This is a genomic window from Haliea sp., from assembly GCF_040222615.1.
Lineage (GTDB): Bacteria > Pseudomonadota > Gammaproteobacteria > Pseudomonadales > Halieaceae > Haliea.
Map to the genome: position 1 here is coordinate 1 of NZ_JAVKCQ010000103.1, position 4,817 is coordinate 4,817.

The window sequence follows — 4,817 nt, forward strand, 5'->3', positions numbered from 1 at the left end:
GGTATATACTCGGGAAGTCCTTGATCGTTCGCGTTTTCCTCCCCCCACCTCCTCGGAGTTGAGGTGGTAGTGTTCTACGAACTAGAAGATCGGAACGACTAATCCGCTGCGGACAGGCGTCGCGTACCATGCAGCGCCGGCTTGGCAGGGTCAATCACGAAGCGCGGGGTCGGCAGGTCCGTGTCAACCCGACAGCACACGGCCACATTGGGCGAGGTCGGACGCACGCTGCCCGCAAGCGACCCCCTGCCCCAACTCGCCGAATCGAACTCGAGCTCGGCTTGGCCACGGTGCGCAGCATGGTAGACGTACTCCGGGTCGACCTGCATCAGCAGACTCTCACTCTCGTACCGAGCCAGCGTCAGCGTGTCGATGAGGTCGATATCCGCGCCGTTGATCAACTGTGGATTGCGACAGCTCACTTGCATGATCATCGCCCCATCGCGCACCACCGTGCCAATCCAGCGGTCATGACGTTCGGACAACTTCACCTCGCCACGGACGACACTGTAACCCCAGCGAGCAGCCAGCTCTGCAGTGGCCACGTCCGAGTCACAAACGGCACCCACGAGGAAGCCGCGCGGCCGGGTGCCCGCGCGCGCGACGATACGCACTTGCGCAAGCCGGAATGGTCCAACCGGGCTCTCTGGGAACTCGGTCACCGTAAACAGGGCGTAGGAAGGAAGGGTCGGGTGCAGTGCCGGCGGTATAGCAGCCAGTGCGGGCTCTCGCTCGACCTCGATGCTCGCCTGTATCAGACGCGCTCCGGTCAGAGTCCACGGTTCTGTCTCAAGGGACTTGAGTGTGGGCGCGCCGTCTAGCGCACGCTCAAATGCGAGTGTTCCGTAAGCAGCCATCAGGAACCAACCTCCGCTAACTCAGACTTCTCGAAAGCCGGCATAACCTCCTTGGCGAACAGGCGCAGACTCTCCAGCACGCGCTCCTGCGGGATCACCTCGACCGCGTTCAGCATGAAGTTCACGTGGTCCACGCCCGCGGCCTCCCACTTCTTCAGCTGCTCGATGATATTCTCGGGGTTACCAATGGCGATCCCCTCGGGTGCGCCGCGCGCGTCACCCGGACCGTCGGCCTGGCGACGTGTGGCGGCGAGTAACCCGCCGGTCGGGTAGGAACTCGTCGGGTAGACCTCTTTCGCCATGCCAATCTGACTGGCCATGTACTGGAAGGTACTCATCATGCTCCGACCGATCTTGACACCCTGCTCGTCGTCCGGATGGCAGTACAGGAAGTTAACGCTCGCCATCTGGTCGTTCACGAACTCTCCGACCGGATCGCAATTGGCGATGCGCTCGCGGTACACCTTCACCTTCTTTTCCTGGGCAGCGAACGAAGAGAAGCTAACGCCGAGCGCGCCCATGCCGCGGTCCGCGGCGTCGAGCTCGGTCCCGGGACTGGACACGGCCACCCACAGCGGAGGGTGGGGCTTTTGATACGGCTTGGGCAGGACGGCGCGGTTCGGCATGGAGAAGTACTCCCCCTGGTACTCAAAGCGTTCCTGCGTCCACATCTTGGGGATGCAGTGGATGTACTCGTCCCAGCTCTTCTTGGTTTCGTCGGGGTTCGTCTGGAAGCCGCCGAGTTCGGGCCAGGTGGCCGAGCGACCGGTGCCAAGCTCCAGGCGTCCGCTGGAGATGATGTCTAGCACAGCAGCGCGCTCGGCAATCCGGATCGGGTGGTTGAACCCGGGCACGCAAACGACGATCCCGTGGCCGACCCTGACGCGCTTCGTCTGCGCGGCGATCGCCGACAGGAGCACATCCGGTGCCGAGCAATGCGAGTACTCCTCCAGAAAGTGGTGCTCCACGGCCCAGACCGAGTGAAAGCCCAGCTCATCGGCCAGCCGCGCCTGCTCCAGCGCGTTCTGGTAAACGCTGTGCTCAATCTCACCGTCCCAAGGGCGTGGAACCGACTGCTCAAAAAAGATCCCAAACTTCATGGCGTGCTCCCTGCGTACTTATCGTTCACGTCCGGGCACAGGCGCATGTCACGCTTCTCGCGGCTCCTCTCGATCGGGGCGTCCGGATCGAAGCCCAAACCCGTGTACTCTCCATCTAGCTTTGTCACGTCAGATACTCCTTACTAAGATAGTCTACTTGCGTGTACTTACTGATATTACTATACGCGTATTAACGGAATCAACAAAATAAATTTCGATATGCGTACGCTCTTTCGGCGCACCAATCGGGCGTTGAAGCGGCGATTTCAAGCCGCGTGCAGGGCGAAGAGTCAGGTGCGAGTCTCGCCGCGTTCGAGCTAAGTACGCGACGTCGCAGGAGAACCAAAAGAAGCGTTGGCCGGACGGGCTTTTTTTATTCGATCCGAGACCGAAGTCGACCACCGGCTCTGCCGGGGAGGCCTTCAGAATTTGTCAACTCCGAGCAGTGCCTAAAGTGACCTCCAGCGATTGCTGGAAACAGGGAGGGAATACAACCTCGCGTGAAATGGCTCGGAAACACCACGCCCCATGGCGGATCGGGCGATCTCAGCCGCCGCCGGCGGGGCCCGGGGCGGCTAGCACCCGCGGCGGTAACAGCGGCAAATCGTGGATACGGATGCCGATGGCATCATGCACCGCGTTCATGAACTCTCCCTGAGTGGTTTGCTGCCTCAGGCTATCTAAGTGACCCCGGTTTTCAGTGAATTCGGACTCGGCGGAGTAATTCGGACATCACTCTTGTGGACGGCCAGAATCTCCTCGAGATCGACCTGCTTGACACCGGCCATTGCGGAAAGTTGTCGAAAGACCAGCTCTTCCAGGTCCTTGCGCGGCATTGGCAACAGCAGCCCCTGAAGGTTAAACCGGCCCATTGTCATAGCCAGGAACGCGAAGTCGGCACTGTTTTTCAGGGCACCTGCGACTTCGGTCAGTCGCCCATCACCGACTCGAAGTGAGATGTATGCGCTGACTCCCGGTCTAAAGCTGCTGATGTTGGAGACGACGGTCAGCCGGATGATTCCTTTAGTTTTGAGTCGCCGGATACGAGAGCGAATGGTCGCCTCGGGGGTGTCCAGCTCGCGCCCGATCTCCCGCATGGGCATCCTGCCGTCGACCTGGAGCGTCGAGATGATTCTCTGGTCGAGGCTATTAATGTCAGCAGCGGTCACATCTAACGCGGGCAAGACGTCGGTTATTGAGTCTCCGGTCAGCGTGGCGACATCCGCCCACTCCAGCGTTTCCAGGACCAGAGCGGACTCGATATCCTCGACACCCGGTACACTTCCGAGGCGCTTATCCAGGAGCTCCCGCAAGTGGGCCTTGTCGCGTGCAAAGAACGTCCCGGTCAGTTCGAAGCGGCCTGAAGTGGACACCAGGCCCTGGACCTCGGGAATCTGGGCCAATTGCTTCGCAACCTCTCCGGGCGGACGTTCGTCGACCCGGACACCGAACACGACGTAATGCTCGAAGCCCATCCCGCCCATCGACAGCTGCGCCATCACGCGCATCTCTGAACCTAATTCAAGCCTCCGCATCCTGTTGGCGACGACGTGTTCGCGGACCCCGACGATCTTGGCGAGGGTCCGTACGGTCGCTCGTGGTTGCAGGCGAAGTGCCGCAACCAAGTCTCGATCTAGCTCATCCATTGTCTATAGCTCTTGAGAGAGTCCGTTAATACGCGCAACTTTGTATGGCAAAATGGTACGCATCGGCAAGGCGCCGGATTTTACGATGGTTTCGGAATCAAATGCAATTTTCTGTCCCTGGAAGTGAGGGCCCGTGCCGGCCCTCGACCATCAGATCAAAGTCCGCGCTGCGTTCCCGCTCAGCCGCCCAGATGTGAGGCGAGAAACTCGGGAACTGCGCGTATCTCTTCAGCTGGGACCTCGAGGTGCCCGCCGGGGTGCGTGCGCATGCTCTTCTGCTTTGAGCCCAACCGGTCGAACAGCTCGAATGCCAGGTCGCGCGGGACGATCTCGTCGTCCCACTGCACCAAAAAGCGCACGGGACACGTGACGCGCGCGGCGTCGTCGGCGAGGCGCTTCGAGATAACCGACCACGTCCCCATCAGCCCGAACACGGCAGCCTGGATACGGGGCTCCGCCGCGATGAGCGTCACGCCCATCATGGTGCCCATCGACATGCCGAAATAGCCGACGGCGACCGCACCGAGCGTGTCCTGCACAGCGTCGAGCGTGGTCCGCCAGTCCGCGATGGTCTCTTCCACAACCCCGGCGCGGCCCCACACGCGATCTAGGCGACCGAGCCTCTCCGTGTCGAGATCGGCGCGCTCGCCGTGGCCAGGGGCGTCGATAGCGACCGAGGCGATACCGTGGCTGCGCGCCAAGCGACGGGCGGTGGCCAGAATGTAGTCCGCGCGCTTATGCAAAGAGCCGCCGTGACCCAGCAGAACGAGTGGTTGTCCGCTTCCGCCGGCCTCGGGTGTCCACAGGATGGCGGGGACCACGCGGCCCTCGCACTCAAGGCTGAACGCCTGCTCCCGGACCCCGCGCTCGACAATCGGCTCCGCTGTCGGCTTCATCATTTTCCTTCTTCCTCTAAGTATTCGCCCTGACCGCATCGGAGCAGCTCGCCCGGCGTTGCGCTCGTGCAATCGCCCTCGGGGAAACCGCTACGCAACGTGTCCGCCTGACCGTAGATCCGGGAAACCATAAGATACCTTCCGCATTTGGCTAGATTTGACGCGAGAAAAAGAATACCCGGCTGACCGATGTCAGCCGGGCTTATCCCATTCGCGAGACAAAGATGCGCTTAGAAGCGGACCCGCAGCTCCACCCCGTAGGTCTTCGGATCAAGCCACTGGTTCCAGGTACCACCCACACCAGCCACCTCGATAACC

General features: G+C 61.3%; 5 protein-coding genes. All 5 read right to left on the bottom strand.

The window, feature by feature from the left end:
• Positions 1-98: 98 nt before the first annotated feature.
• Positions 99-569, bottom strand: a complete 471-nt coding sequence (locus RJQ10_RS08235; protein WP_350145477.1) for a hypothetical protein — start codon at positions 567-569, stop codon at positions 99-101.
• 287 nt (positions 570-856) lie between these two features.
• Positions 857-1,957, bottom strand: a complete 1,101-nt coding sequence (locus RJQ10_RS08240) for an LLM class flavin-dependent oxidoreductase (protein WP_350145479.1) — start codon at positions 1,955-1,957, stop codon at positions 857-859.
• Positions 1,954-2,085 carry a hypothetical protein gene (locus RJQ10_RS08245; RefSeq protein WP_350145481.1) on the bottom strand — a complete coding sequence of 44 codons (132 nt, stop codon included), beginning with the start codon at positions 2,083-2,085 and terminating at the stop codon, positions 1,954-1,956. The genes RJQ10_RS08240 and RJQ10_RS08245 overlap by 4 nt, the downstream gene beginning before the upstream one ends.
• A gap of 552 nt (positions 2,086-2,637) precedes the next feature.
• Positions 2,638-3,603, bottom strand: coding sequence for an Lrp/AsnC family transcriptional regulator (locus tag RJQ10_RS08250; protein WP_350145483.1), 966 nt, complete (start codon positions 3,601-3,603; stop codon positions 2,638-2,640).
• Between the two features lie 179 nt (positions 3,604-3,782).
• Positions 3,783-4,502 carry a dienelactone hydrolase family protein gene (locus tag RJQ10_RS08255; protein WP_350145485.1) on the bottom strand — a complete coding sequence of 240 codons (720 nt, stop codon included), beginning with the start codon at positions 4,500-4,502 and terminating at the stop codon, positions 3,783-3,785.
• Positions 4,503-4,817: the final 315 nt, after the last annotated feature.

Coding starts and splice junctions, on each gene's coding strand:
- RJQ10_RS08240 (WP_350145479.1), bottom strand. CDS start 1,957: ATGAAGTTTGGGATCTTTTTTGAGCAGTCGGTTCCACGCCCTTGGGAC.
- RJQ10_RS08250 (WP_350145483.1), bottom strand. CDS start 3,603: ATGGATGAGCTAGATCGAGACTTGGTTGCGGCACTTCGCCTGCAACCA.
- RJQ10_RS08255 (WP_350145485.1), bottom strand. CDS start 4,502: ATGATGAAGCCGACAGCGGAGCCGATTGTCGAGCGCGGGGTCCGGGAG.